This is a genomic window from Amycolatopsis sp. VC5-11 (genome assembly GCF_037034185.1).
In the GTDB taxonomy this organism is placed as follows: Bacteria; Actinomycetota; Actinomycetes; order Mycobacteriales; family Pseudonocardiaceae; genus Amycolatopsis; species Amycolatopsis nivea.
In genome coordinates this window covers 1-25,632 of the sequence record NZ_JBAGKF010000014.1, presented here as the reverse complement: position 1 = coordinate 25,632, position 25,632 = coordinate 1, and the positions used below count along the sequence as shown (strand labels likewise).

Genomic DNA, 25,632 nt, shown 5'->3' with positions numbered 1-25,632 from the left:
ACGGGCGCCGATAACGCCTGCCCAGAACCCCCGCCGGCCCGACCGCAAACACCTGCCCGCACCGAACCAAAGGCACCAGCACATGAAACCCCAACTCCATATGAAGAAGGGCCAGCGGATCGTCGGCGACGACCGCAACGCGATGGCCGCCCAGTTGAAGCTCAAATACGAGAACGGCGCAAGCATCCGCGCGCTCGCCGAGAGCATCCAGCGCTCCTACGGGTTCGTGCAGCGACTGCTCGTCGAATCCGGCGCGCGTCTGCGGCCACGCGGAGGCGGACACCGGCGCACACTGTCGCGCCGTGTCCGGACTGACGCCGAACCGGCAGCGGACTGACTACGAGGTATCCGGTACGTCGTTACGCAGCACCTGGGCGGCGTCCGCGGCCCAGGGCAGGCCGGACTCCAGATCTACCGCGTCATCCGCGCCCACCACTGCCCCACCTCAAAGAAAGCACCCAGCATCGATGAGCAGCCTCGACGACTGCGCACAACCTCGTATCGGCGCTCATCCCGTAAGCGCAGACCGACCTGCGCCACGCCACATCAGCGTCGTCGTCTCGCATGGAGAACAAGAGTGACTCGCCAGCGTCGGCTGAATTGGCGCAGCAACCCCCGCCTCCGACTCTCTCGCTGCCGCCGGTCCGGCCACAGCGTCGAACTGAGCGGGCAAACGGCACAACTGCAGCAGGTGAGCGAGTTGCCAAGCGAACCAGGCGACAAACATCCCCTAGTCCAGCCTGCCCCGGGAGGACCGGATGCCTGAGCAAATTCGGAAACACCGCGTCGAGGGAACGCTCGCACGAACCGTCCTGCTCGCGTGCGCCCTGCGCAACGCGCGCGAGGATCACGGCTGGGCATTGCGCGAACTCAGTCGCCGAGCATTCCTTTCACCTGGGCTGCTGAGCAACTGGGAACTGGGACGACGCTCGCCCCACTCGAATGACGTCAGCGCTGTCTTGGCGGCCATCGGCGTCAACAAGCGTCACCGAGACCGCGTCATCGACCTGGCCCGTGTTCCGGAAGAGTTCGTGCTCGTCCTCGGGACACCGGGAAGGCCCGACCACGTCGCCGCCGCCGAGGACTGTGCGCGCAGGTCCAGCCGCATCGACATCTGGAATCCGCTGACAGTGCCGGCTCCGCTGCGCACGCCCGACTACACGGCGGCTATGACGGGTCCCCGGCTGCGCCATGCCCAACCGGCCCAGGCGATCGAAGAGGCCCGAATACCGAATAATTCGAAAAGCGACGTCCGCAAGGATGCCATCACCGTGTTCATCGGCGAGCAGGTCCTCACGGGGTTGGCGCGAGAACCTCGCACAGGCCCGCAGCAAATCGACCACTTGGCCGGTCACGTGGACGGATCCCGGCCCTCGGCGGCTCTCCTGATCCGCGTCGTGCCGGACCGCGCGGGCTACCATCGCGGGCTGGAGGGCGCGGTCACCCGCTACCACACCGAAGCCGGACCGGTGGACTACCGACCCGGAGGTTTCACCGGGTCATTCGCACTTCCCGGTCGCAAGATCGGCATCATTCCGGCAGACGGATCCGACGTCTTCGCCCAACTGGACGCCGTCGCTCTCGACACCGCCGAGTCCGCCGACATTATCACCGCCCATTTGTCGCCGTCAGGCGCCAATCGACCGCACACACGGCCGGTCCGACGCACACCCCGGCACCTGCACCCTTCCCCGTCCAGAGAGGAGCCAGACAGCAGCCCAGACCACACACACGCCGCTGAGACCGACCAGGCGAAGACGCGGTGGGCCGAACTCTATCAAGACGGACAAACGATTAACGAAATCGCGGACGCGGAGAATACAACCCCCTACAAAGTCTATTACTGGTTGAGAAAACTAGGCGTGGAACTTCGCCCGCCAGGAGTCCTCGCAACCGCTGGAGTCAACGGTTGCCTGGCCACATGCGGCTGCACGCCCCTTCCGTCCGAAAACTGCGAAGCAAACAACGGCCTTCGGTTACCCCGGACGGCTGAGGTTGACAGCGCCAAGCCGTGGTGACGCACATCTTTCGACAGAGACGGCGCGACACCGACCTCGCGCTCTCCCAACTGGTCGACGCCGAGCGATTCTCCACGTCCGGAGCTCGCCCTTGACACGCCTGCACGGAACTCGCCATTTCAGGATGACCGATGCCTCTTCCAGCCTCTGCACCACCGCTCTCGCCCCAATCCGCTTCCTATCTCCACGAAGGCCCAGGCCCACAGGCGAACCCGACAGACCGAGCTGCCGCAGCCGTAGAGGCACACCGCAGGAAACCCGCAGAAGGACGGCCGAATCTCAAGTGACTTCCGGCGAGCGCGACCACGACGAGCAGATCGCACGCATCGAACGCAACCGGCAGATGCTCGCAATGTGGAGAGCTGGCGCGTCGATCACGGAGATCGCCAACATGTACGGGCTGTCTCTGAGCTGGACCGGGCGTCTGCTCCGGCAGGAAGGTGCCGTCCTCCCGGAAATCAGGCAGGGAGTGCGCCGCGCACTCGACGTGCCGCGAATCGTACGGGAGTACGAAAGCGGGGCAACCATCCAAAGCATCGCCGACGCGCATCAGGCCTCATACGGAACGATCCGTCGGCTGCTGCTCCGGGAAAAAGTGCGGATCAGACCGCACGGAGGGCAGAACGCTGTCAATCGGCGCAAGCCTTCGCCTGCCGACCGCTCGTCCCGTATCAGGTGATCCCTTTCCATCAGCAACAACGAGAACAGCCAGTGAGATCCCGAGTTCGGCGCACACCGCCCGGCGTCGTACTGCGGCCGCCGTGCGCACACGACAACGAGAAGTCGGCAGATTCGGCGGACAGGTGCACCAGCCCTTCGTTGAGCCGTGTGTTCGGTGCTCGCGCAGGTGAACCTGCTGACCGTCGCAGCCCTGCAGCCGACGCGGCGCGGTGGTCAGCTCCGGCCCTGCGGTGCGCGGACGCTCAACCCCGATCGACTGTGCCCTCGGACATCGGCAATCACGGTACGCACCCGCGATCGCGAGACATCAACCCACACAGTGACGGCCGCGCTGACCGCAGCGGGCATTGACGGAGGAGAACGCGCGATGGCCAATACCGGCAGGGCGGACAAACATCGTGTTGGCCCGGCCAGCCTCGCCGACCGGCTGAATGTTTCAGGCACCCTCGCGAAGCGCTGGGAATCCGCGTTCGTGCGCACGAACCGGTCCGCGTTCGTACCCCGTCACGCGTGGGTCGACGACGGCACCCGCCGTGCCCTGCCGATCGAACGGGGTACCACCGACTGGCTGCGCGCCGTTTTCTCCGACACCGCGATCGTGACCCGGTTCGACGAGCGCCATGCGACGTGGCCGGACATCGGCCGCCGGATCACCGGCTTCCTTCCGCAGCCGAGCGCCGTGCTGCGCGTCCTGGGCGCCCTCGATCTGCAGCCCTGGCACACCGTGCTGGTCATCGGAGCCGGGACCGGTTACCTGGCGGCTCTGCTCGGCGCGTACCTCGGCGACCAGGCCGTCACCGCCGTCGAAACCGGCAACGGGATCCAGTACACCCGCGATGCTCTCCGCCGGACAGGGCACGACCGGATCGAAGTGATCTCCGGGGACGGACAAGCCGGCATTCCGCAGCGGGCACCCTACAGCCGGATCGTCTCCACCGCAGAAGCCGTCGCCGGACACATCCCGACCGCCTGGCTGCGCCAGACCGTCCCCGGCGGAATGATCCTCACACCCTGGGCGACGGGAATCCACGGCAGCGGCGTGCTCAAGCTCGGCGTGCTCGACAGCGGAATCGCGCACGGGCACATCATGAACGACGTCACCCGGACACGACTGCGCCCGCACCCGCTCCCGTCCGGACACGCGGAGCGGATGAGACGCCTCGTGGAAGACGACGCGTCCGCCACCGAATCGTTCACCTGGGCCGATCCCCGGGAAATCGGGGAAGACCCGAACGTGGCAATGGCGATCGGGCTGCACCTGCCCGGCGTGCAGCGCAGGATCCTCGCCCGGCACGTCCACCGCTGGGAGGTGCTCCTGTACGACATCGGCACCGGATCCTCCTCGATCTGTTATGTCACCCCGGAATCGACGCACAGAAACCTCTACAAGGTGCGCCAGTACGGGCCGGAACCGCTCTGGGAACACGCCGTAACAGCATGGCGCTGGTGGCAACAAACCGGCCGCCCGGACAGCGGGCGATTCGGCGTTACCATGACCCCCGCCCGGCAGTGGTGCTGGCTCGACAAGCCGGACAACCTGCTGCCTGTGCTGCTAGAACCGGAGGTCGGCGGACTCCGGTAAACGCCATGCGAACATGGGCCCGGTTCTTCTGCCTCGCGGCAAGCTGCACCGGGGTCTGGCCAGGAACGGGTCGCCTTTCTCCAGTTCGGCCTCCCGCCCACGCAGGCCAGGAAGCCTCCGCCTTTGCAACTTCAGAACACCCGGGTCCCTCGATGGCGAATCTCGCGGACCACGACGTCCCGCTTTGGCTAGCTCGCCGCCATCTCGTCAGATGCGTGCGACGCACGCGTCGCGCCCGGAGCGATCGCCACCTGATTGCGGCCGCCTTGCTTGGCGGTCTTCATCGTCAGGCTGGCGACGTCCTCCAGTTCTGTGAGACCGATCCCGTGCTCGGGTGACAGGGCGATTCCGATCGAGCAGGTGAAACCGGCACCGTCGAGTTTTTCGTCGTTGATCAGTACTTCCTCACCGCCGGCCGGTTTAGTCACGACGAACCGCATGGTCGCGAAGGCGTACCGGATGCGCTCCGCGACAGCCTGCGCCTCGTGCTGGTCCGCGGCGGGCAGCAAGACGGCGAATTCTTCCCCGCCCCATCGGCAGGAGAGGTCGCCGTCGCGGACTTGGCTTTCGATGACGCGGCCCACCGCCTGCAAGACCTGGTCTCCGCCGAGATGACCCAGCTTGCCATTCCAAGCCCCGAAATGATCGATGTCCAGAAACAGCAGGGCCGTCGACCGACCGGCCCTGGTGCCGGCCAGCAGTTCAAGCTCGGCCGCCGGATCGAACCCGTTGCGGTTGAGCAGCCCGGTGAGAGTGTCGTGGTGGGCCTTGGAGTACGCCGATTTGAGGTTCTGCTCCGTGCGTGTGAACCGCACCGCCACCGGGACGAAGGCGAGGACGAAGAACGGACTCACCGAGTGGGCAACGGTCGCGCCTACGGCAACGGCCAGCGTCACGAGGATGAACACGTTGCTTGCCCGGTCCCCGACCAGGTTCTCGAGCGTCCAGACCGGTGCCGGTGCCGCAGGCGCCGAACTGGGCGACGGCCGCCGTGCACGGGCTCGTGCCTCGGCCGAATCGGTCAGACCGTTGGCCAGCCCGACGATCACCGCTTGGACGAGGAAGTAGGTCGCCACCGCGGCGACGATCCCGCCGAGGAGAACCAACGCCTCGGACTGCGTGTGCGGGAGCGCGCGTCGTCCGGTCAGCCAGGACCGCAGCGGCATTTCCTCGGAGATCGCGTGCACCGCGAGAGCGCTGGCGAGGATCCCGGCCGAACTGAAAATGAACCGGTACGGGGCCTTGCGGGCGATGCGGTATCGCTGGAACCGGATCAGCGCCACGAGCGCGACCAGCAAAGGCACCGGCAGCGTCAAACCTCCGGTGAAGACCCAGATGCTGGTCTGGTCGACGTGCCCGCGCGGCTGCCGGCCGAAGGATCTTTCTTCGGTGGCGGCCGTGCTCGCCACGTGCACGCCCGCGCACACCGCCAGGACTCCGAAGCTCAGGACGTCACGCCACCCGACCGGTGAGCGGGACGCGGCCCAGCACGTCCACGCCAGGACGCAGACGTCGGTGACCAGCAGCCAGGCCAGCGCGCTGCGGGGAAACCGCCACATGGCGAACCCCTCCACGCGGGCGATGAACCGGGCTCCGGCGGTGTGGATTGTGCCTGCGCGCGAGACACTGTTCCGGACGAACCGAGTGATCCCTCGCGTACGCGGCAGCAGGTGGCGCCCCTCCACCGCGCCGCCATGTTGCCGTGCCGCGGGACTGGAAGCCCCCGGAGGTGATTCGCGTGCAGATTCCCGGCGACCGCGATTTCTGAGCCTGACCCTCAGCTCTTTCATGCCCTCCCCTTCACGCGACCCGTTGGAGGTGGCCGCACATGCGTGGCGACCGTGATTTCTGATCCCTGTGGTGCAGGCGGATCCCCAGTCGACCGTCGGTCAAGGAGGTGTGCGATGCGCGGCGACCGCGACTTCTGAGCAGCTCATCCGATAGCCCGTTCGGCCCGGAGCGTCCTGATCCACCGCAGTGCGCACCACCAGGACAGGCACGCTCCGGCCGCACCGGTCACCGCGACCGCCAGCGCGGCAGACCTCAGGCACTGCGCGAGACCGCCCGCGCCGACCACGACCAGCCCCTGCCCTGCCCGCAAGACCGACCCGACCAGGCCGGTCACCGCACCCACACGATGCGGGGGCACGCGTTCGGCGATCTCTGCGCGGATCAGCGGCAGATAGGAGGCGCCGATTCCGGACAGGACCAGCAGCACGGCCATCGGGACCAGGCCCGGCAGGACCGCGAACAGGGCGAGCGGCGCCAGCGACAGGACAGCGAGCGGCGCGATGAGGTCCCGTTGGCACCGTTCGTCGGCCCGGGCTGCCCATCGCGCTCCGAGGATGAATCCCAGGCAGTCGGCACCGAGCAGCAAGGTGATGGTCCAGGGCGGCCCACCGACCTGACCGACCAGCGGGGCGATCACCCCGTCGGGAACGGCGGTGAGGCTGCACAGCAGCACGAGCACGCACAGCAGGCGGACCGGCGGGGTCGCGGCGATGATCCGCAGCGCCCCGCCAGTGTTCTCCGGCGGTCCGGCCGCCTCCCGTGCCGCGGGGCGCTGCCGCAGGCCCAACCTCAGCAGGGCGGCGGCCGCGACGAAACTCGCCGCGTCCAGCGACAGCGCGACCGTGGTGCCCACCGTCGCCACGACCGCAGCCCCGCCCGCCAAGCCCGCGAGCTGCCCGGCCTCGCGAATGATCCCGAGACGCGCGTTGCCCGCCTTGTTCGCCCGCGGCTCGTCGAGAATGTCCAGAACGACCGCAGTCTGCGCCGCCTTGAACGGCGCCGCGATGGCCGCGACCGCGGCGACCGCGACCACGAGCACCCCCAGCGGCACGCCGGGGACGGCCATCCCCGCGACCAGCACCGCCTGCTGCAGGCAGCACACGACCATCAGCCCCCGGCGCGGCAGCCGGTCGGCCAGCGGGCCGAGAACCGGCCCCGCGACCAGCCCCGGCAGCAGCGTCATCGCGTACGCGATCCCGGACCATGCCGCCGAGCCCGTACGCTCGTAGACGAGCACGGCCACCGCGACCTTCGCCAACTGGTCACCGGCAGTCGACAGCGCTTCGGAAACCCAAAGCGCCGTGAACTCGCCGCCGCGCAGCGTCCCCCTCCGTGGCGTCACCCACACCCTCACTAAACTAGCTTCCCAGTTAGTTCCCCGCTGTGAGGCTAAGTCAGTTGAGCCCATGGTGGCTACCGACGATCGTTTATCACCCGAATGGCCCGCCATGACGAAATTTCGTCACAGCGGGTAATGGAAGCGAGCTAGGCGGTATACTCAGCGCGGACGCCGCCCGCCCGATTGCTCCGGAGCGTGAGAACGGGCAGCGGCGCACGAGCACAGTCGGCCGGGGGGAAGAGCGACATGGACGCTCAAGAGCAACACGACACTGACATGCCTGGCTCCGACGTTCGCCCGCTGACGCAGAGGCTGCGCGAGCTGTTCGAAACGCCGCTTCCCGTGTCTGACGACGAGCAGGCCGACCTCGTGCGACGGTCGGGAAACCCCGATCTGCCCCGCCGTCGTCGCGCCCTCACCAACACCGAAATCGGCGTCCGGGTCGGCTACAGCGCCAAATACGTCGAACAGGTGCGATCCGGATACAGGGACAACCCGCGGCGCGAGTTCCTCGAAGGCGTCGCCCGTCTCTACGGCAAGCCGGTCGAGTGGCTGAGCAGCCCATCGCCGGATCACGGCGCAGCCCCGCAAGAGTCGGGCCAGAGTGAATCCGCTTCGCCGATGCACCCGCTGACGCGCAAGCTCAGAGTTTTGTTCGCCACTCCGATGCCGGTCTCGGACGCCAGGCTGGCCGAACTGCGGCTCAGGTCCGGCAACCCCGACCTGCCCCGCGCCTCCGAGCCGCTGAAGGACACGGAGATCGCGCGTGCCATCGGAAAGACTCCGACGTACGTCGGGCAGCTGAAAAGCGGCCGGAGAACCAATCCGTCGCTCGACGTCCTCCAGGCGATCGCCGATCTCTACAGGAAGCCGATCGGCGACCTGGTGACGCCGGAAGCGGACTACGACGCGTCCACAATGGCCCAGCGAGTGAAGGCCCTGTTCCTGGGCGTCGACGACGACGGCGCGCAGAGCCTCCGCTTCACCCCGGAACACGTTGCCGCCGAAATCGGCGCGGACCCCGCCCAGTTGCAGGGGCTCTGCGACGGCACGCTGTCCGCGAACGATGTTCCGATCGGATTGCCCGCGAAGCTCTCGGAGTACTTCGGCGTCAGCCTCCGCTACCTCCTCGGCGGGATCGGCGATCCCGCCTGGACGGCCGAGGACCCGGCCGCGGCCCAGTGGCCGCAGAGCCTAGACAGGAACGGAACGCTCGCGGGAGCGCTGCGGGTCCTCGGCGAGATGGAGGACCCCGCCTCCCGCGAGCGAGTCGAAACCACCGCAGCGAAAATCATCCGGAATGTCATGGAGATGGAAACCGAAGCCGCCGCGAGCTACCGTTTGCTCCCTCCGTCCTCGCCCCCGCCCTCAGGCAGCTGAGCTGCCAGTTTTCGACAGCGTTCACCCCTGATGCGACTCCGTTCACTGCTGTTGCACCGCCAGCCGCGCAGCTCGCCCGGGACTCGGGGTACGTGCACGTTCCCGCTCACCGGCACCCCAGCCCCGACGTGCTGCACATCACACCGATGTTCCGGTGTCCGGTCCCCAGCTCCAGGGGCACCTGCGCCCCTCTATGCATGCTGGTCTGGACAAATACCGGCCAGAAACTGTCCCTGCGGTGCTGTACTGGGGGAACAGCCGCCAGCTACCGCCGGCTGGGGTTGAACGACGACTCACGAAGTCGAGGGGGACCCATCCACGATGCTCGGCCGCCATGAGCAACGGCAGGCGCGCAAACGCGCGACTGCGGTTGCGAAAGCTCTCTTCTCGTCGGTGTCGATGCCGGACCCGGTCACCGTCGAGACCGTGTGCGCCACCTTGGCCGCGCACCGCGGGCGGGCCATTCGCCTGATTCCGATGAGCACCCTCGACATCGACCAGCCCCCGTTCTCCGGGGTATGGCTCGCGGGCCGGGAAACCGACTACGTTTTCTTCGACGACGCCTGGCCGAGACTCGCGGTACGGAACGCCATCCTCCACGAACTGGGGCACATCCTGCTGGACCACCGCAGCAACGGCCGCTTGACCGACCTGATGGTGATCATGATGAAGCAAGTGATCCCCGCCGCCTCGCCTGCGGCGCTGCGCTCCACGGTGCAGGCGGGCCTCTGCCGGACCAACGGGGTCGCCGCAGCCGAGATCGACACCGACCCCGTGCACGAACTGGAAGCTGAACTGCTGGCGGCGGAGCTGGGGACGAAGTGGAGCGATCCCGCACGGCGGCCGACCGCCGCGCGGACGGGCGCTCAGGACGACACCGTCCTGCGCCGCGTCGCCGGAGCGATGGACTACGGACTCGGCCTCCCGGCTGACCGGACGCTGTGACCCTGGCGGTCGGATCGGTCGCCGCCGCGGCGCTCGCGATCTTCCTGTTCCTGCCGATGCGCCGACAGTTCCCCGGGGCTGGCCGGAACGGAGCCAGGAACGCGCTGGTGGCGTGCTGCGTCGCGCTCAACGCCGGTCTGGCGGCGCAGCTCCCGTTCGTCCACGACCCGCTTGACCGCGCCGCCGGGTTCCCTCTCGCCTGGCCGCTGCAGTACGGGTCGTTCCTGGTCGCCGCGTTGGGATGCCGGGCCTTCGTCTTGCTGTCGGCGGAAACCGACCCCGCCAGGGCGCGCCGCCGCGTCGTCGCACAGGCCGCTGTCGTGGCGGGCCTGCTCGCGGGCATGGCGGTGTCGTTCAGCACCGTGCCCGCCGACCCCGCGTTCGGTTTCGGCGCGTTCGGACGGACCGACCAACTGGCCGCGGGAGCTCCCGCGAGCAGCGTCGCGTTCCTGTGCTTCGGCGGCTACCTGTTCTACGCCGCCGTGGTCGCCATCCGGTCTTTCCTCCGCTGGGGCGCACGGGCGGGCCATCTCCCGCACCTGCGGAGGGGGCTGCGCGTCGCCGCAGTCGGCGCCGGGCTCACCGGGCTGTACGCGGCGCACGTCCTGGTCACCCAGGGCCTGTTCCTGGTCCATCGCGAGCCCGGCTGGAACGCCGGGCTCGCCGACAACATCCTGATGCCGTTGTCCGGAACGTTCGTCATGGCCGGGCTGACAGCCTCGGCCATCCAGGCCGCCTGGGCCGCCGCGCGCACCGGTCTGCGCCGCTGGCGCGCGACCTTCGCGCTGCACCCGCTCTGGACCCGGTTCCACGCGGCGATGCCCTCCATCGCCTACACCCCGCACCGGCCGCAATGGTCGGGCATGCTCTGCTTCGGCCGCACCGACAAACAGCTGTACCGGCTGCTGGTCGAACTGTGGGACTTCCGCGCCTACCTGCTGCGCCGTCTCCCCGCCGACAGCCGCGACATCGCCGAACACGCTGTTCGCGGGGCCGGGGTCGGCCCCGGCGGTCGCGTGGTCGAGGCTGCGCTGATCCTCGCCGGGCTCGACGCCGTGCAGCAGGCCGTCGCAGTGCCGGCGACGCCGGTCGCCGACCGCCCCGCGGATTTCGACGCCCTCGACGACAACGCCTCGTGGTGGCTCGACGTCCAGACCGTCATGAACGACCCGCTCGCAATCGAGACCGCGAAACAGATCGGCACATTGTTCGACCACGACGTTCAGGCAGCATAAGCACACGGAACGCAACACAGCGAATTCACTCCCGTAATTGCGCGACATCGACCGCATTTCTGTCTATTCTGTGATGGTCACTGAATCGACAGAAACCCAACGGGAGCAGTAAATGGTTCAGAAGCACGTCGTCAGCCTTGTCGACGATATCGACGGATCGGACGCGGACGAGACGGTCGATTTCGGTCTCGACGGCGCACAATACGAAATCGATCTCAGCCAGGCCAACGCCGACGATCTGCGCGACGCGCTGGCCCAGTACATCGAACACGCCCGTCGCACACACGGCCGGAAGCAGACCCGGCGCGCGTCGACGACGCGGGCGGTCGCGGCCGCAGCCAAGCCCCGGGCCGCCGTGGACCGCGAGCAGAACCAAGCCATCCGAGCCTGGGCGCACAAGAACGGTTACGACGTGGCCGACCGCGGCCGGATCGCCGACCACGTCGTGCAGGCGTACCACAAACGCCGCTGAGCGTTCCCGCATTAAGTTCGGCAGCAATAAAGGGGTGCGATGCGGCCCTGGCCCGCATCGCACCCTTTCTTCTCGGCGTTTCTTGATTTAGCAGGGGCTACGCGGAATCGTCGGTTCCTTCCGCGTCGTCAGCACTGCCCGGCTGTTCCGGGATCTCCGGCCGTTTGCGCCGCGCCAACGCCCGTTCCACGGCCTGCCTGATCGCTTCGGCCTCGCCGGCAGCGTGCCATTCCCGGGGCCGGGAGAGACCGGGCCGGGCGGCGTACGCGCTCGCGACCCTCCACACCCAGCGGCTGATCTCCGCAGGCGCGGGCAGGAGTGCCGGGCCGAATCGGTGACGTTCCCTGCCGACGCGGACGCTCCAGCCCTCGTAGACGTCCCAGTCCGCCTGCACCCGTACGCAGACGAGGTGGTCGTAGACGATGTGCAGGTGTGCCGGGTGCGGTCCGCACACGCGCAGCCTGACCGGGCCGATGGCCTGCCGGCCCAGCGCCGACGCGGCCGCGCGGCCGTAGCGCAGCACTCCTGCTTCCCAGGCAGGCGGGCTGACGACTGCGTTGCGGGAGCCGTACAGTTCGGAGAACCACGGCGGGCGGCCGCTCGTTTCGGCGTCGGCCAAGGCCTGCCAGAACGCGGCCGCCATGGCACAGGCGACAGCGGCGATCGCGACCGCCGAGGCGGCCACGGCGAGGATTCCGAGAGCTACCGCGACGACGGTGACGATCAGCATCGCCGCCGCGACGACGTCGCCGACGGCTCCCATGACCTGGTGCAGGTCGTCGAACACCGAGCTGACGAACGTGAAGGCGCCCTCGGACCGGCTGTCGATCCAGGCCAGCCAGCCGAGCGCGGCCCCGGCCGCGAGCAGGCCCAGCAGGCCGAGTTCCTGCGAGCGAGTCCTGGCCTTGCCGGCGCCCAGGGTGCGGACGACGTGGAATCCGGCCAGGAACCCTAGGACTACGAAGGCGAAGACGATCACTGGGCTCCTCTTTCGCAACGACCCTTGTCGTTGTCTTCCCGGTGTCGCGGGCACGTGCAATCCACTGTCACCACAGGCCTTTCGGGGGCGGGGTGCTCGACGGCTCGACGCTCGTCAGCCCGCGCACCGCGGCCAGTTCGTGCCAGGCTGCGTCCCACGGCGGGGTCACGACGGTTTTTCCGGGCTCGTACAGGCCTCGCGCGGCCGCCCGGCCGATACCGGGCACGGCGACCGTGGTCGTGTGGATCGCGCCGCGCTCGGTGTCGGTGCGGCCGACCCATTTCTGCGTGCGGTGGAAGCCGTGCTCGGCCATCGCGGCGTCGGCGTCGACCGTCGTCGGCCGTCCGGCGAGGTCGACGACCCACAGTTCGTCGCCGATGTCCTCGCGGCAGACTTCCAGCTCGGCGCGCCCGACGATCAGCGTGGCCCGCCACGCGTCCGACGGGCGGTCGGGCTGGGGCACGTGGCCGATCTTCCACAGCAGCGAACTGAACTCGCGGGCGTGCTCGACCTCGCCGAATCCCGCGTCGTTGAGCACGTAGAGCTGGTACGCGGGCAGCCACACCAGCAGGTGTGCCGACTCCAGCTCCACCAGCCTGCGGGCCAGATCGGCTGCCGCGAGACCTGCGGCGCTCGCCAGTTCGGCGACGCTCGTCTCGGTCTCGGGAAGCCGGTAGCCCGGTCGGTGGACTCGGAACGGCACTCGCTCGATCACGATCGCCCGGTCCTCGCTGCCTGGCCGGTAGAGCAGGACGACCGGCGGGGAGTAGGCGGCCTCGCCGAGCAGGTCGAGCGTGGGCTGCAGGTCCGTCCGCGCCGCGTCGTCGCGCGGCGTCTGCTGGTCCGCTGCGGCGGCGCGGGCCTTGCGGGGTGCGTGCGCCTTGGCCGCGTTGCTGTTGCGGCGGATCATCGCCGGGCCTCCGGGTGGATCGCGCCGGGCAGGAACCCGCCGGCGACCGATCTCGCGAGGGCTCCTGGGGTGCGCGGCAGAAGAATCTCGAGCGCGTGTGCGGCGACCGCGCCCGCGCCGTCGAGACGGGCGGTCACCGCCTCCCGAGTCGCGCGGAGAGTCCGGCGTGCGGCAGTCGGTGCGCGGTGGCGTCCCGGCATGATCTCCTCTTTCCGAAGGGTGTGCGTTGTCGTCCTGTGCGGGACGGGTCTGGTCAGGGGCACAGCTGCACGTGCGCGGCGAAGCTGGAGGACAGGCGGGACAGGCCGTGAACGCCGTTGCGGAGAAGGCTTCCGACCGTCTCGGCGACGTGTGCGGACAGGCGGGACCAGTCGGTGCCGGGCCTGCTGCGGTGCAGGACGGTGTCCAGCCATCGGGCGATCGCGCGGTTCGCGCGGTCGCGGTCGGCGGCGAGGGTCACGGCATGGCCGGCGTCGGGCAACAGGCAGGCAGTCAAGGGCCGGGTGTAGTTGGGCTGCTCGGCGGCGCGGAAAGCGTCGGCGCTGCTGCAGTCCACGGCCGCGCAGGCCCAGCTGTCTCGCCCGCCGTTGAGCTCCAGGACCGGGGCGGTGATGGCGCGGGAGGTCGCCGCGGCGGTGCCGATCGAGGCGGCGTCTGCGAGTTCGGCGGACGCTCCGACGTCCTTGGCGGATTCCTCCGCAGCGGTGATCGCCGGGTCGGAGTCGGCCGCGGCGTGGAAAAGCGCTGGGCGGGTTCCCGGTTTCGTCGTCAGATACCCCGGGTCCAGACGGCGTCCTTCGTCGGCCGCCGGGTGCATCGCCGCGAGCGACGCGGCCACCTGCGCGGGGTCGATCCGATGGCTGTAGCCGGTCAACGCGAGCGCGTCGACGTCGCGCGGGTGCAGGCCCGCGACCATTACGGCGATCATGCTGCCCAGCGAATGGCCCACCAGGACGACCTGCCGGTATCGGCGGCCGTCCAGCGAGCCCGCGCGCGCCCGGGCGATCACCTGGTGCACCGCGTCGGTCTGCAGCGACCCGGTGACCAGTGCGCTGGCCGGGTGGGACGAGCCCCCGGTGCCGATGCGGTCCAATGCCAGGGTCGCGTACCCGCGCGCGAGCGCTGTCGCGACGTAGGACCGGCCGCGTGTGCCGGCATGCGTGCCCAGGTCCGACCAGTAGCTGCTGTTGTAGGTGCCGCCCGCGACGAGGACCTGCAGCGGGGCGTCCTCGCGCTCTCCGGGGTAGCAGAGCGTGCCGTGCATGGTCCCGGACAGCACGCCGGAGCGGATCTCGACGTTCACCTCCCGGCACCCCGACCGCCCCGGGCCCGCGAAAGCCCCGGGCGGCACGAACGCCAGCGCCGCCACCGCGGCGAGCACCGCGGCGAACGTCACGCACACTGGGAACACCGACGGCCTCACCGGATCGACGGCCGCCCGATAGCGATATCGGCGAGGCCTGATTCTGACTGCGGATTTCATGGTCTTCCCCCTCTGATCGGACAGGACCGGCTCACGGCAGTCCTATGTGGACTGTTGCGCCGCGGGTGGCGGCGTTGCGCTGTCCGGAGTTCCGGAATCGGGTGCCGAGTCCTCGCTGTCGCGTGTGGTGATTCGGCCGGTCGGGCCGGCCGCTCCGTGTCCGCCGGGGGGCTTCGGCGGGCGGGACGGCGGCGGGGTCGGGGTCGGCGCGGCCCGTCCTCTGCGTGGAGTGGCAGAGGACGGGCCGCGGGCGGGTGCCGGATCGCGCCGAGTCGGGGTCGGCGGCGTGGCGCCCGGGCGGCGCTCGGCGGTGGGCGCCGAGCGATGGAAAAGAGGGCGCGGCCCGCTCCACCGGGGAGGGTCACAAACGAGCGGGCCGCGCAGGGCGAGCAGCGGGCGCGCCTCAGCCGGTGACGATCGGACGACGGCCACCGACGATCTTGGGCGCAGGTGCCGGCTGCTCGGGCTTGGTGGAATGGGGCTGGTGGCGGCCCGGGTGCGGTCCGGGCTGCTCGTGGTCGCGGGATTCGGGCGGCTGTCCCGTCGGCTGGTCGGTCGGCGGGGCCGTCGGCTTCCCGGTCGGGCGGCCGGTCGGCTTCCCGGTCGGCGGAGCGCTGGTCGGCGGCGTGGTGCCTTTTTCGCACTTCGCCACGGCGACGGTGATGGTCTCGGGTTGCTTCGGCGCGAGCGCGGGACCGCCCTCGGAACCTGCATTGTTGGTACCGGCTCCGGAGATCACGATGGTCGCGCCTGCGCCGTTGTGGTACGAGACGGAGAGGTTGCGCGCCGGGTGCGCCGGTCCGCTTCCGGTGTAGGAAATCTTGCCGTCGCGGCAGGTCATGCTGACCGGGCCGACGGTGACGTTGCCGATGCGGACCGAGGCGACGGTGGCTTCGGCGAATCCGTTGCCGGCTTTGACGGTCATCCCGGATGCGACGATCCCGAGCTTCGAGGTGTAACTGCCGGACGCGGTGCGGACCTCTGCGGCGGAGCTGACCGTCGGCGTGGGACCGAAATTGTCGGTGCTGGATCCCGCGACGCCGTAGGCGCTCGACGTGCCGCCCGTTGCGGCGGGCGTCTGGTTCGCGGCGATCGCCGGGTCGCCGTTCAGGGCGAGCACGGCGGTGACGCCGCCGCCGGCGACGGCGGCCAGTGCTGCGGCGGCCGCGATGCTCTGGCGTCGTTTTCCTGTGTGGACCACGGATTCCCCCTTGTGGTTGGTGGCCCTGGACTGTCCGGGTGGGCCGAAGTTGTCTGTCACTTGATCAGCACGGGCGTGCCGACCGGGACCTTGAAGTCGACGAGAGCGTCCAGCGCCTGTTGCGGGACGCGGATGCATCCGTCGCTGCTTTGCGTGCCCAGCACCGAATCGGTGTAGGTCCAGGCGTGGATTCCGGTGGTGCCGCTGGCTCCGCCGTAGCTGAGGTACGTGTCCGAGTGCGATCCCAGCGGCAGGATCAGCGACGAGTAGGTCGGGTGATCGGGCCGCACGTAGGCCAGGACGAACGTCCGGCCCGCCGGAGTGGGCGACGCGGCTTTCCCGACGCCGACCCTCCACTGCCCTACCTGGCGCCCGTCCCGCACCAGGGAGAGCGTGAACGCGCCGCGGTCGACGACGATCCGGAACGGCGTGCGGGCGAGCGTGACGGCGGGATCGTCCGAATAGATCCAGCCGCTCGCGCCGTTCGGCCTGACCGGCAGCAAGACCTGGACCCAGCCGGGTTGTTCCGCGATGACGGGAACCCAGGTATCGGAGCCGAATTCGGTCGGCGGCAGCGCCGCGATCGGCGCTCCGCCCGGGGACGCGTACACCGCCACTGCGGCCGAAGGGTGCACGAGCTTCCCGGACGGCGCCGCGTCCCGGTGGCGGTCCGGCGGCGCCTCCGGCACGGTGCCGTCGGTGGTCGCCTGCGGCAGTGCGGCGAGGTCGTGCGGAGTGACCGGCTGCGGCGCGACGATCTCTTCGTCGGGTTGCCCGTCCTGCGGTGCTGCCGTCTGCGCGACGGCGGCGGGCGACGGGGTGGGTGTGGCGGACACCGCCGCCACACCCACCGCCGCGGCGATCACGGCGAGCAGCACGGCGGGAGGCACCATGCCCGTGCGCGACAGCCGTGTTTTCCGCGGAGGCCCGACGGTGTCGGGCGCGGACTCCCCGGCGGCCGCCGCGCCGGATTCGTTGACGTGCTGCTCGCTGGTCGCCATCCGGTGCTCTCCTCCTTTCTTCTCTGGCGGGTGCGGAAACGGAGCCGGCCCTGCACCGCGCAGGCTTTCGCGCGACGCGTCCCGGCGGCTCGGGGCCGCTCCGCGTCTGTTACTTGCCGAAGTTCGTGACGAACTCGCGGTTCGGCGTTCCCTCGCCGGTGACCTGGTCGTAGCCCTTGCTGGTCTTCAGGGTCTGCGGCGCGGAGCCCAGGTCGACCAGGTACTTGCCGCGTCCCGGCGGCGTGCTGACGTGCCCGTAGGACGGCATGATCTGGGTCGACACGCCTGCTTGCACCGGGAGGACGTCGTCGATGCCGGTGTGATCGGAGTAGATGGCATTGTTCAGGAAACCGAACCGGTCGGTGTCGCGGGCCTGCATGGCGTCGGCGAGCAGTCCGGCGAAGACCGGCGACGCTTCCGAGGTTCCGCCGGACGCACCCGTCACGAACCCGTTGGAGGTCGAGTACCCGATGGCGATGCCCGTTTCGGCGTCGGCAGCCGCGCTGATGTCGGGAATGCTGCGCTTGCCGTGGGACATGGCGGCGGGTACGACGCCGGACTGGTAGTCGGGCGCGTCGAACAACCGCGACGTCCCGCCTCCCGCGCCGCCGGCGAACGGACCGTCCGCGTCGGACTGGGGCACCCATTTCCCGCCGGAGAGAGTGTTCCCGCTGTTCTCCCAGCCCGTGGTGAACACCGGCTTGTTGTCCGCGCCCACGCCCACCGAGGTGCCGCCGACCGCGGTCACCAGCGGATGCGAAGCCGGGAAACTGGCCTCCGGATGCCCGTTGGGACCGGAGTTGTCCCCGGAGTCGCCGGACGCGAACAGCAACGAGACGCCCTGGATCGCGGCCTGCAACGCGATCTGGTTCATCTGGTCGATCGTCGTGCGCGGAACGGCCGACTCGCCCGGGATGAGCCAGGAGTTGCTGATCACCGCGGCCTTGTCGTCGGACACGGCCTGGTTCAACGGCGTGAAGAGATCTTTGCAGGTCGAGGCCGCGTAGTACCGCAGCCCGGCGCCGGGGGCCATCATGTGGCTCGCCTGCACGTCGAGCGCTTGCTCGCCGTTCCACGATTCCGGCGCACAGGTGTCCTGGTCCTGATAGGACGGCGGAAGCACCTCGCTGTACTGGCCTGCTGCCAGCGGCTTCCCGCCGAGCTCGCCCGCGGCCCGGTTGGCGTCCGCCACGACCGTCTTGGACGCGTAGGCGCCGACGATCGCGATGGTCCGGCCGGCGCCGGTGCGGGCATCCGTCAGTCCGTAGATGCCGCGCATCTGCGCGGCGTTGTACCCGCAGTTCGCGTTGGACTGCATCCCTGACGCGTACTTCTGCGGCACCGATTGGTCGTTTGCCTCGGCCCAGTACCGAGCGCACGACGTCGAATTTCCGGCCGCCCCGGCACCGGGCGCAGTCGCGTTCGGGACGGGCCGGAACGTGTGCGCGGGGGTGGCGGTCTGCGCCGAGTCGTCGAGACCCAGCACCGCGGTGATCTGTCCGCGGACTGCGCGCGGGACCGACAGCGCCGACTGCGGCGCCGCCAGGGTCAGCGTCCGCCCGTCGCCGGTCCGGTGCCGGTACTTCGCGAGCGTCACGCCGAACGCGCTCTCCAACTGCCCGGTGGTGCCGACCGCGTTGATGAAATGCCGGTTCGCGGCGACGCCCTCGACCCTCAGCCCGGACCGCGTCAGCCAATCGCGGATCCGGTCTACAGTGGACTGATCTGGCCCGAAGCGGTCGGTGAACTCCCTGCTCGACAGGAACTTCCGGTAGTTGCCCGATCCCGGCGTCGACAGCGATTTCGCCAGGGCTTCGGCTCCGCGCTCATCGCGCAGGCCGAGCGCCACCTGGATGTGCCGCCGTTCGCCGGCGGGCACCGTTCCCACTTTCGCGGACGGGCTCGCCCAGCTCGGCGCGCTGCCGTCGACGACCACGCGGTCGCCCTGGCCTGGTTGCGCCGCCGCCGGAACCGCGATGCCCGCGAGCACCGCGACTCCGGCCACCACACCCGCGACACGGGACGGAGATGGTCGTATTGCCATGAAATTAGCCCCCGATTTCAATCGGTATCACTGCACGCGAACACCGGAAGAGAACTCTCGGCAACATCGTCACACCCGGAGCGAAGAACCGGCACGTTTAAAGAAACGACGTCGCGTATTGACTTTCCGGTGGCAGTCGGCGTCCCCCTGCCGACCTTGCGGCCTGCGGCGGAAGCCGTTGGCCGCTATGAACCTTGCCCGAGCGAATCCGCCGGAGTCAACACTTTCTATCCCTGTTTTTTTGCTATTTTCTCTGCTTTTTTTTGCTCGCACCAAGGGGACCCATGCCATGCGGCATCGGCCCCCTGTCGAGCGTCGTTTTTCAGATCATTGCGCCACTCTCGACATTGATTCGACCTTGAATGCGTATTGACTGCACACTCCCGGTTCCACCGGCGGAACGAATCCCGTCAGACGCATCCGCTGCGATTCGGGCGACGCGCCCGCTTGCACTTTGCGAAGTTCGTCGCTGACCGGATCGCCGGTCAGCTGGAACGTCTGGCCGCCGGGCAGCAACAGGGTGACGCAGCCGGGATGCTGCCCGGTCCAGCGCACCGTGCCTTCGACGGTGACGTCCGGGCCGCGTTTCTGCGGGTCCGGCAACGGCACCGTCGTGGCCGCGCTCGGTCGCGGCGGATCACCGGATTGCGGAGCACATCCCGCCAGGGCCGCCCCTGCGGCCAGAACCCCCGCCAGAGCAAGGAATTTCATCCTCGTCGGGCTTTGATGATTCGGCATTTGTTCCCCCGTCAAGTGTTCGAGGCACCGGTCCCGCCGCTGCGGGCCTATCGGCCCACCCGGAGGCCCCGCGGCGGGACCGGCTAGGCCGCAGCGCGCCACAACAAGGCGCTGGGGAAGCCCACCTCGCGCGCGCCACTGCGACCTGTTCGTGATCCCCAGGGCTTCGTCGGCGGCATCCGCCGCCTATCGGTCCTCATTGCTCAGCCGCACACGAGCGGCATGGCAGAAGTTCAGCGCTCGCGCAGCGTTTGCGCGGCGATGTTCACGCCGTGGCGCGGAGATTCGGCCCGAACTGCGCGCCCGCGGCAGCGACAGTGTGAGCCGTGCACACGCATCCGGGCCGGAGGTCGCCGTGGATCTCGTACCCGAACCACGTGTGCACCCAGTCCCCGATCTGCCAGTGCTGCGGCCGGATCGAGCCGCCGATCGCCCGCTTCCCCGACACCGCCGGCGGGCGCGCAGGACGCAGCAGGCTGCCAAACAATTCGACGTCCGAGCGCGGCTCGTGGATCGAGCTGCAGCAGGTCGCCAGCAGCGGAGCCACGATGCGCCACTGGTCGTCATCGAGCCGACCGATCACACCGGCCCCGTAGACCGCGAGCGCGAGTTCCCCGCCCACTTCTTCGAGCTGCACGTCGAACGCCAGCGGCGTCCCCGTCTCCGCGAGCTCCGCCTTGGCCTCCCACAACGCCGAAAGCTCAGGCGCGCCAACCTGTTTCCGCCGCTCGAACAGCTCCGGCGCCTCGGCGTGCACCAGCTCCCAGTCGACGTGCTCGCACACCGTGCGAGCACGGCCGGGCAGATGCCCCGGCGTGGGAACCGAGGGCCACGCATGGAAATCGATCTGATCGGCCAGCCACTGCGGAACCAAGACCTGCGCCGGTTCAAGGCGTCCGGCGCATGCGCCCGGTTCCGTCAAGAAGACGACGCGCGCACCGCCCGGATCTTCCTCGTCCGGCTCGACGTTGCCGTCGCTCACCAGAAATCCCCCCTCCGTCGACCGCCGCGCTGTCGCCAGCCGGCGAGACCACCCGGGCGGCAACTCTCGCCGCTGCGCCCCGAGGCGCCCGGCGGAGACCTTCCCCCGCGAAAGGTCTCCGCCGCCGTGCTTTCGATGCCAGGCCCGCGATCGCCCGCAATGTTGCGACGACGCCCCGTCTACTGTGGATCGGTACGCCTCCGTTCCCGGCTCTCGCAGTCAAGCACGGATCACACCGAGAGTCACCAAGAAAAGTCACGCAAAGTCAGATTTTGCGCCGTTCAGCCTAGCGAACAGCTACACACCGCGATCAACTGAGTTGCCGCAGTGGACTAAACCAGCTTTGTACCGCGCTTTGCATCAGGCAGGTTCCAGGCCGGCGGCAGCGCCTCAGCACTGCCGCCCAGGGCTCGCCCGGCTCGCTCAGGTCCTCCGACGGGCCGTCATCTGGCCAGACATGGCGGCATCAGACTGCGCCTCTCCGTTCTTGACGCATGAGGCCGTCTCAGGCAAAAGTGGAGTCACGCCAGTTCTTGGGGGACCTGGCCGGCGACGACCGTCGCGCTCTCCGAAATGCGCTGAGGTTCAGCCTTCCCGGCACCACGTTCGCGAGTGTCGCCGCCTCGCAGCGTTCCGACGCTTTCCCCTCGCCCGTGCAGGCACCGCTGCACGGTCCTCACCGGTGTCCGGTTCCACGGACACGGGTCAGAACCTGTTGCAGCGAAGGAGTACTACTCATGCCTGATCCGATCGAACCGTTCCTCTCGTTCCCACCCGAGCCCGTGCCCGTCCACGCCTCGCGACTCCAACTCGTCGGCGGCGGCTCGAACCTTCTCGTAGTGCCCGACTCCGTTGATCCTTCGTCAAGCTGGCTGCCCGTCGCCGAAGCCCTTGTCCATCACCGGGTATGGCTGCTCGGCCGATCCGATCCGCACGACCACGAGATCCGCACGACCGACACGCTCGCCGACACCGTCGCCCACGCCGTCGCCAGTCTCGGCGGCAGGCCCGCCGTCCTCGGCCACGGCACCGGAGCGGTGGCGGTGCTGCAAGCCCTCATCGCGCAGCCGGACCTACCCGCCTCCCGTGCGATCCTCTACGAGCCGCTGCTTCCCGTCACCGGCCGGTTATTCGACCGGCTCACGCCCGAGATTCTCGACGCGATCGACAACCGGGACCTTGAAAGGGCGATACGGCTCTACCTTGACCACGTCATCCCGATGCCACAACACCGGGCAGACAGGATGGTCGCGCTCTCCTCCCTGCAGTCGCTCGTCCCGGCGCTCGTGCCCGAGCTTCGCCAGGTCGACCACCTGTTGTGGACCGCCGCCGACGCCGCCCGGATCACCGTGCCCGTACTGCTTCTCCTGGGCGAGCTGAGCCCGGCACATCCAGCAGGCACCGCGTCAGCCGCGCTCGCCGAGGCGATTCCCGACGTGCGAACCCAGTTGCTCCCAGGACAACGGCACTTCGTTTCCGCCGCGGCCGCACCCGACATCGCCGGCCGAATCGACCGCTTTCTCACCGAGCCGCCGCGTCCGGCCTCCGCGGCCGCAGCGTGACAAGGACCGCGCCAATGACAGACACGCCCAGCCGCCCAACGCAGTCCCGTCGGGGCAACAGCACGAGCGCGGATGCCCAGGGTCTTGCACTTTCCGTCGCAACCCCGGGAGACGGAGGCGCGATACGGCTGTCCGCGAACGAGTCACACCTTCCCCCCTTGCGAGATGCTCAGCAGGCCATGGCCGACACGCTCGCAGCCGCTCACCGATATCCAGATCCCACGTGCAGAACGCTCATCGAGGCCATTGCGATGCAGCTCTCCGCACACGAGGACGAAATTGTCATCGGGCCGGGATCGTCCACATTGATCCGACGGCTCTTCGAGCTTGCCCGCACGGGTGTCGCGCCCGAGGTGCTGTTGCCGGAGCCGGGGTTCCACGCACTGCCCCAACTGGCACAGCAGGCAGGCATCGCCCACCGCACCGTCCCCCTCGACCGCGATTGGGCGGTCGACTTGGACGCCACGGCCGAGGCGATCCGGCCCGATACGACGCGCATGGTCGTCATCAGCAACCCCCACAACCCGACCGGCACCGTGCACGACCCGGCAGCACTGCGGCGGTTCCTCGCGGCTGTGCCCCCGACCGTGACCGTCCTCCTCGACGAGGCGTACATCGACTACGCCGGGATCGCCGACGAGACCATCGCGATGGCACGCGACCACTGGGCCGCCAGCCACGCGAACCTGGTCGTCACCCGCACCTTCTCGAAAGCGCACGCGCTCGCGGCGCAACGGGTCGGATACCTCGTCGCCCCCGCGCAGATCGCACGAGCGGTAGCGGCCGCGGCTTTACCGTTCGAGGTCTCCGCCACAGCTCAGGCCGGGGCCCTGGCATCGTTCCACGCGTCGGGCCGGATCCAGCTGCGGTGCAAACGCCTCGGCCGCGAACGCGACCGGGTCACCGGACACCTCGAAGAACTCGGCTTCCGGATGCCGCGATCGGTCGCCAACCACGTATGGCTGCCCCTCGCCCGGCGGTCGGACAGCTTCGCCGCACGCTGCCTGGAATTCGGCTGCACAGTGCTGACCTACCCAGGGCTCGGCGTGCGCGTCACCATCGGCTGCGAACCGGACGACGACCTCTTCCTGGCCGCCGCGCGAGACTGGATGAGACAACATCGCTGGTAGGCCCGGCGTCGTCCGGAGAAGTCTTCAGCCCGCAGCCCAACCTTCGCCTCGTTCCATTCGAAAGAACCTATAAGCTCTCTACCCGCAATTCCCGTCGAAATCGATACCGACGCGAACACAGCACCAGGCCAACCAGGCCAGCATGGTTGGCTCGTTAGCAAACTTCGAACATATTACCAAAAGACGAAATTACACCCATACACCTATTTGAACGCCGCCTACGCGCGCCGCGGGAAGCCAACCCTAAATACTGCATACTTCGCACCTACCACCCCTGTCAAGAAGTCAGTACAAACGCTGACCGCAAGCCCCCTCCCACAAAAATACAGCAACACCGAGGAGGGAACTTTGACTCGACTTCCGAACATTTCGAATCCACGAGAAATCGCCACTTGGAGCCCTCGAGGCTGTCCAAAAAGTCGCATCTTCGTAATCCCGTCACTGCACATCCCGAACCACTCGCGCAACGCCATTGATTTCGTTATACAACACGTTTCAGCTTCACGTCCAGATGTCATCGTTCAAACCGGAGCAGTTTTCGAAGACGAGCTTCGCAAAACACCGTCAGACATCAATAAACCTGACGGAAAGTACGAATCAATTCTGGCCGAGGATTTCATTTCTCCAATGTGCAAGATCCACAATGGCACCCTTCTCGTGGCCAGTCGTCGCCTTAAGATCGACGTGCGTTCCCACTCATTGCAAACCGCACGATCAATCCTCAACACTCCACTTGCGCCTACTGTCACCAACCTGGGGAACGGCTGGCATCTAGCAGACAACATTCTGCTAGATTCGCCGTACGCCGATATTCCCGGAAATTACGCCCTGACCATCGCCAAAGCGCTAGGTCTATCCATAATATCAGGCGCGACAGGTCACATTGGACGAGCCAGGTACACAAAAGGAGGACGCGAGCGTTACTCCATTGAAGGCGTAGAAGTCGGCACTTTAGGCGAAGTTAAACAGCTACACAAAGTACGACCAGACAAGGAAAGGAAGTCAGCTTTCGGAATTAGCGGACCAGGCCATAAGGTTGAAATAGTTCCTATCCAACATCGATAGCTGGACAGCTTCGCATTGATACTTCACACGCAAACAAACTGCAAGAGGCGAACGAACCGTGTCAGCTAGCGCACGCAAAAGGAAGGGAGAGCTGCCAGTTCCCGACAGCCCTGTCGCTCGACCTAACAGCGTCGCTGCACGTGCACGACCATCAGCGGGCAAGCCAGGGCGCCAGCAGCTTCTCCAGATCAGCATCCGACAACGCCCGCGGACCACCATGGAACTCATGCCACCGCGACGCATCCCGCGCCGCCGTGTAGTCCACCTCGAACGCCCGCATCAGCACGTACATGAACGTCACCGAACTGAACCGCTCACCCAACAGAGTCCGCGCCTCACGCGCCACCTCGGTCGCGCCACGACCCACCACATCCGCGAGCCGCAGCTCCTCCGCAGCCGGTTCCAGCAGGCTGGGGGCATACATCACGACAGACACTCCATCATCGAAACGAACAACTCAGCCTTCAGCAGCCAACTGGCCACACGCCGCCGCAATGTCCTGACCACGCGTGTCCCGCACGGTGCACGCCACGCCGCCAGCGTTCACCAAGCGCACGAACTCGCGCTCCACCGGCTTCGGCGACGCATCCCACTTCGAACCCGGCGTCGGGTTCAACGGAATCACATTCACGTGCACCAACTGGCCCAAATGCTTCCGCAACCGCTTCGCCAGCAACTCCGCCCGCCACGGCTGGTCATTGACATCTCGAATCAGGGCGTACTCGATCGAAACTCGGCGTCCGGAGGTGTCGGCGTAATAGCGAGCGGCGGAGAGTACTTCGTCGATCGACCAGCGGTTATTCACGGGCACGAGGGTGTCGCGCAGCTCGTCGTCAGGCGTGTGCAACGACACTGCGAGCCGGACCTGCATTTTCTCGTCCGCCAGTTTCCGAATCGCGGGCGCCAGCCCAACGGTAGAGACCGTCACCGATCGCTGACCGATCCCCAGACCGCCCGGTGCAGGGTCTGTGATCCGCCGGACAGCCTTCACAACTCGGACAAGGTTCGCTAATGGTTCGCCCATGCCCATGAAGACGATGTTCGACAGCCGCCCCGGGCCGCCGGGCATCGAGCCGTCTCGCATGACCGCGGCT

The 25,632-nt window shown here is 68.2% G+C and carries 24 protein-coding genes; 11 read left to right on the top strand and 13 right to left on the bottom strand.

The window, feature by feature from the left end; translation table 11 throughout:
- Positions 1 to 100 precede the first annotated feature (100 nt).
- The 4 genes from WA670_RS32150 to WA670_RS32135 all read left to right on the top strand — a co-directional run bounded on the left by WA670_RS32150 (position 101) and on the right by WA670_RS32135 (position 4,281).
- Positions 101 to 337 carry a helix-turn-helix domain-containing protein gene (locus WA670_RS32150; RefSeq protein ID WP_442893143.1) on the top strand — a complete coding sequence of 79 codons (237 nt, stop codon included), beginning with the start codon at positions 101 to 103 and terminating at the stop codon, positions 335 to 337.
- Positions 338 to 758: 421 nt separating this feature from the next.
- Entirely contained in the window at positions 759 to 2,018 is a 1,260-nt protein-coding gene (locus WA670_RS32145) for a Scr1 family TA system antitoxin-like transcriptional regulator (protein WP_336159890.1), read from the top strand.
- 283 nt (positions 2,019 to 2,301) lie between these two features.
- A complete protein-coding gene (locus tag WA670_RS32140) occupies positions 2,302 to 2,697 on the top strand; it encodes a helix-turn-helix domain-containing protein (RefSeq protein WP_336159888.1) in 396 nt (131 codons plus the stop codon).
- Positions 2,698 to 3,066: 369 nt separating this feature from the next.
- A complete protein-coding gene (locus WA670_RS32135) occupies positions 3,067 to 4,281 on the top strand; it encodes a protein-L-isoaspartate O-methyltransferase family protein (RefSeq protein ID WP_336159886.1) in 1,215 nt (404 codons plus the stop codon).
- A 188-nt stretch (positions 4,282 to 4,469) separates the two neighbouring features.
- Here the strand turns inward: WA670_RS32135 and WA670_RS32130 are convergent, their stop codons facing one another.
- Complete coding sequence (locus WA670_RS32130) at positions 4,470 to 5,840, bottom strand: GGDEF domain-containing protein (protein ID WP_336159884.1); 1,371 nt, start codon at positions 5,838 to 5,840, stop codon at positions 4,470 to 4,472.
- A gap of 374 nt (positions 5,841 to 6,214) precedes the next feature.
- Complete coding sequence (locus tag WA670_RS32125) at positions 6,215 to 7,414, bottom strand: MFS transporter (RefSeq protein WP_336159882.1); 1,200 nt, start codon at positions 7,412 to 7,414, stop codon at positions 6,215 to 6,217.
- A gap of 180 nt (positions 7,415 to 7,594) precedes the next feature.
- Between WA670_RS32125 and WA670_RS32120 the strand changes: the two genes are divergently transcribed.
- The 4 genes from WA670_RS32120 (at position 7,595) to WA670_RS32105 (ending at position 11,443) form a co-directional block, all read left to right on the top strand.
- Entirely contained in the window at positions 7,595 to 8,791 is a 1,197-nt protein-coding gene (locus WA670_RS32120) for a transcriptional regulator (RefSeq protein ID WP_336159880.1), read from the top strand.
- Positions 8,792 to 9,112: 321 nt separating this feature from the next.
- Positions 9,113 to 9,736, top strand: coding sequence for a hypothetical protein (locus tag WA670_RS32115; protein ID WP_336159879.1), 624 nt, complete (start codon positions 9,113 to 9,115; stop codon positions 9,734 to 9,736).
- Positions 9,733 to 10,971: an MAB_1171c family putative transporter gene (locus WA670_RS32110; RefSeq protein ID WP_336159877.1), complete on the top strand. Its 1,239-nt coding sequence runs from the start codon at positions 9,733 to 9,735 to the stop codon at positions 10,969 to 10,971. The genes WA670_RS32115 and WA670_RS32110 overlap by 4 nt, the downstream gene beginning before the upstream one ends.
- 112 nt (positions 10,972 to 11,083) lie before the next feature.
- Positions 11,084 to 11,443, top strand: coding sequence for a histone-like nucleoid-structuring protein Lsr2 (locus WA670_RS32105; RefSeq protein WP_336159875.1), 360 nt, complete (start codon positions 11,084 to 11,086; stop codon positions 11,441 to 11,443).
- A gap of 97 nt (positions 11,444 to 11,540) precedes the next feature.
- Here WA670_RS32105 and WA670_RS32100 read toward each other — a convergent pair whose 3' ends face one another.
- From WA670_RS32100 to WA670_RS32060, 9 genes are all read right to left on the bottom strand, one after another.
- A complete protein-coding gene (locus WA670_RS32100) occupies positions 11,541 to 12,422 on the bottom strand; it encodes a hypothetical protein (RefSeq protein ID WP_336159874.1) in 882 nt (293 codons plus the stop codon).
- A gap of 67 nt (positions 12,423 to 12,489) precedes the next feature.
- Positions 12,490 to 13,332 (bottom strand): hypothetical protein, encoded by an 843-nt coding sequence (locus tag WA670_RS32095; RefSeq protein ID WP_336159873.1) that lies wholly within the window; start codon positions 13,330 to 13,332, stop codon positions 12,490 to 12,492.
- Complete coding sequence (locus tag WA670_RS32090; protein ID WP_336159872.1) at positions 13,329 to 13,532, bottom strand: hypothetical protein; 204 nt, start codon at positions 13,530 to 13,532, stop codon at positions 13,329 to 13,331. Before WA670_RS32090 ends, WA670_RS32095 begins: the two co-directional genes overlap by 4 nt.
- Before the next feature lie 53 nt (positions 13,533 to 13,585).
- On the bottom strand, positions 13,586 to 14,728 hold the full coding sequence (locus WA670_RS32085; protein ID WP_336159871.1) for an alpha/beta hydrolase: 1,143 nt from the start codon (positions 14,726 to 14,728) through the stop codon (positions 13,586 to 13,588).
- A 490-nt stretch (positions 14,729 to 15,218) separates the two neighbouring features.
- Entirely contained in the window at positions 15,219 to 16,016 is a 798-nt protein-coding gene (locus WA670_RS32080; RefSeq protein WP_336159870.1) for a hypothetical protein, read from the bottom strand.
- 56 nt (positions 16,017 to 16,072) lie between these two features.
- On the bottom strand, positions 16,073 to 17,017 hold the full coding sequence (locus tag WA670_RS32075; protein ID WP_336159869.1) for a L,D-transpeptidase family protein: 945 nt from the start codon (positions 17,015 to 17,017) through the stop codon (positions 16,073 to 16,075).
- Positions 17,018 to 17,126: 109 nt separating this feature from the next.
- Entirely contained in the window at positions 17,127 to 19,022 is a 1,896-nt protein-coding gene (locus tag WA670_RS32070) for a S53 family peptidase (protein ID WP_336159868.1), read from the bottom strand.
- Between the two features lie 366 nt (positions 19,023 to 19,388).
- Positions 19,389 to 19,670, bottom strand: a complete 282-nt coding sequence (locus WA670_RS32065; protein ID WP_336159866.1) for a hypothetical protein — start codon at positions 19,668 to 19,670, stop codon at positions 19,389 to 19,391.
- Between the two features lie 394 nt (positions 19,671 to 20,064).
- Positions 20,065 to 20,781 carry a hypothetical protein gene (locus WA670_RS32060; RefSeq protein ID WP_336159865.1) on the bottom strand — a complete coding sequence of 239 codons (717 nt, stop codon included), beginning with the start codon at positions 20,779 to 20,781 and terminating at the stop codon, positions 20,065 to 20,067.
- 737 nt (positions 20,782 to 21,518) lie between these two features.
- Here WA670_RS32060 and WA670_RS32055 point away from each other — a divergent pair.
- The 3 genes from WA670_RS32055 to WA670_RS32045 all read left to right on the top strand — a co-directional run bounded on the left by WA670_RS32055 (position 21,519) and on the right by WA670_RS32045 (position 24,538).
- The gene (locus tag WA670_RS32055) at positions 21,519 to 22,343 is read left to right on the top strand and encodes an alpha/beta fold hydrolase (protein WP_336159864.1); all 825 of its coding nucleotides are present in this window, start codon (positions 21,519 to 21,521) and stop codon (positions 22,341 to 22,343) included.
- Between the two features lie 14 nt (positions 22,344 to 22,357).
- Positions 22,358 to 23,473: an aminotransferase class I/II-fold pyridoxal phosphate-dependent enzyme gene (locus WA670_RS32050; protein ID WP_336160152.1), complete on the top strand. Its 1,116-nt coding sequence runs from the start codon at positions 22,358 to 22,360 to the stop codon at positions 23,471 to 23,473.
- 348 nt (positions 23,474 to 23,821) lie between these two features.
- Positions 23,822 to 24,538 (top strand): hypothetical protein, encoded by a 717-nt coding sequence (locus WA670_RS32045; protein ID WP_336159862.1) that lies wholly within the window; start codon positions 23,822 to 23,824, stop codon positions 24,536 to 24,538.
- A 151-nt stretch (positions 24,539 to 24,689) separates the two neighbouring features.
- Here the strand turns inward: WA670_RS32045 and WA670_RS32040 are convergent, their stop codons facing one another.
- Together WA670_RS32040 and rlmN are read right to left on the bottom strand one after the other, a co-directional pair.
- Complete coding sequence (locus WA670_RS32040) at positions 24,690 to 24,965, bottom strand: hypothetical protein (RefSeq protein WP_312872254.1); 276 nt, start codon at positions 24,963 to 24,965, stop codon at positions 24,690 to 24,692.
- A gap of 30 nt (positions 24,966 to 24,995) precedes the next feature.
- Positions 24,996 to 25,632 (bottom strand): 23S rRNA (adenine(2503)-C(2))-methyltransferase RlmN (gene rlmN, locus WA670_RS32035; protein WP_336159861.1); only part of this gene is annotated, 637 nt, incomplete at its 5' end.

What these genes read in the sequence shown, in the direction of transcription:
- WA670_RS32150 (WP_442893143.1), top strand. Translation starts at nt 101, where the DNA reads ATGAAGAAGGGCCAGCGGATCGTCGGCGACGACCGCAACGCGATGGCC.
- WA670_RS32145 (WP_336159890.1), top strand. Translation starts at nt 759, where the DNA reads ATGCCTGAGCAAATTCGGAAACACCGCGTCGAGGGAACGCTCGCACGA.
- WA670_RS32135 (WP_336159886.1), top strand. Translation starts at nt 3,067, where the DNA reads ATGGCCAATACCGGCAGGGCGGACAAACATCGTGTTGGCCCGGCCAGC.
- WA670_RS32130 (WP_336159884.1), bottom strand. Translation starts at nt 5,840, where the DNA reads ATGTGGCGGTTTCCCCGCAGCGCGCTGGCCTGGCTGCTGGTCACCGAC.
- WA670_RS32115 (WP_336159879.1), top strand. Translation starts at nt 9,113, where the DNA reads ATGCTCGGCCGCCATGAGCAACGGCAGGCGCGCAAACGCGCGACTGCG.
- WA670_RS32105 (WP_336159875.1), top strand. Translation starts at nt 11,084, where the DNA reads ATGGTTCAGAAGCACGTCGTCAGCCTTGTCGACGATATCGACGGATCG.
- WA670_RS32095 (WP_336159873.1), bottom strand. Translation starts at nt 13,332, where the DNA reads ATGATCCGCCGCAACAGCAACGCGGCCAAGGCGCACGCACCCCGCAAG.
- WA670_RS32090 (WP_336159872.1), bottom strand. Translation starts at nt 13,532, where the DNA reads ATGCCGGGACGCCACCGCGCACCGACTGCCGCACGCCGGACTCTCCGC.
- WA670_RS32075 (WP_336159869.1), bottom strand. Translation starts at nt 17,017, where the DNA reads ATGGCGACCAGCGAGCAGCACGTCAACGAATCCGGCGCGGCGGCCGCC.
- WA670_RS32055 (WP_336159864.1), top strand. Translation starts at nt 21,519, where the DNA reads ATGCCTGATCCGATCGAACCGTTCCTCTCGTTCCCACCCGAGCCCGTG.
- WA670_RS32050 (WP_336160152.1), top strand. Translation starts at nt 22,358, where the DNA reads ATGACAGACACGCCCAGCCGCCCAACGCAGTCCCGTCGGGGCAACAGC.